At 50.1% G+C, this 1,354-nt stretch carries 1 protein-coding gene; it reads right to left on the reverse strand.

Annotated elements, in window-relative coordinates; translation table 11 throughout:
- Positions 1 to 1,354, reverse strand: a 1,354-nt coding sequence (locus ICN47_RS12690) for an autotransporter-associated beta strand repeat-containing protein (RefSeq protein ID WP_216220274.1), incomplete at both ends; no start/stop codon positions are given.

Raw genomic sequence — 1,354 nt, forward strand, 5'->3', positions numbered from 1 at the left:
TTTCAGTAACAGCGCCTGTTCCAAATGGCTGGAAGCTTGAACCCGCTTTGAGGGTACCGCCATTGACAGTCGTGCCACCGCTGTAGGTGCTGTTGGTGGTGGCGTTGCCTAAGATGACCGTACCCGCACCAGTCTTAGTTAATCCAAAAGATCCACCAAGCTCAGAGATCACGCCGGATAAGGTGAGTACATCACTGCTGTTCGTAGCTGAGACAATGCTATTTGCTGTCAATGTGATATCACCTGCCAAGCTACTGGTTACGTCTTTAATCATACCGCCTGCTAGGGTGACTGGCTCTGCTCCAACGGTTACGTTATAGAGATCCAAGGTGCCATTCGCATTTACGATGGTGCGACCTGCAGTCGATCCCAAGCCTGTATCACTCTTGACCTGCAAGGTACCAGCATTGACTGTAGTGCTGCTGTTATAGAGATTGTTGCCAGATAAAACCAACATGGAGTTCGCGCTGTTTTGCGTTACGCCAGTGATTGCTGTGCCAATTTGTGCACTCACCAGTACTGCCCCAGTACCGCTACCAGAGTTGGTCAAGGTACCAGTATGATTGACTACCCCAGTAGCAACGGTGATGTTATTAGCGGTAGCGCTATTATTTTGCAGCGTTAAGTTACCACTACCAGTGGTGCCGCCAGAGATCGTAAATAAGGCAGTGCCCGTATCGGCCACTAAGGTAGTGCCAGCACTATTGACAGTGACTGCGCCAGAGACGGTTAATGGCGAAGCAGTACTGCTCTGAGTTACCGTAGTGACATGAGTACCAATGCCACCACTGATGGTGGTGGTACCTAGACCTGTACCAGTGTTCGTGACGGTACCGGCGTTATCGATTGGCGCAGTTGAGAAGATCAGCGCCTTGCCAGTAGCTACGGTATTGGCAATGGTCAGATTATTGGTGCCAGTAATGCCGCCACTGTAAGTGACGTTATCTGTCAAGCTACCTGTAGTACCGACTGTCAATGTGCCTGCAGTCGCATTGGTAGCCAGCACGATGCTATTGCTAATCGTTAAGCCAGCAGTGCTAACTAATAGTGAAGCGGCATTATTACCAGTTGTGTCACCCAAGGTCACTGTACCAGTACCTAGAGCAGCGTTATTAGTGGCGGCTTGAACAGTACCGGCTTTAATCGTGGTACCACCGGTGTAGGTGCTTGCACTGCTACCACCAAGCGTTAGGATACCTACTCCTGCTTTTGTCAGAGTAACACCTGTACCTGCGATGATGCCGTCAATCGAACCAGCACCACTATTGGTAATCGAGATGGCGCTACTGCTAGCTAAGGTAATCGCATGGGCAGTTAAGGTTGCTGTATTAATGGTGAGGCCAGTTAATGGTGT

The organism is Polynucleobacter sp. AP-Latsch-80-C2, assembly GCF_018882185.1.
Taxonomy (GTDB): Bacteria; Pseudomonadota; Gammaproteobacteria; order Burkholderiales; family Burkholderiaceae; genus Polynucleobacter.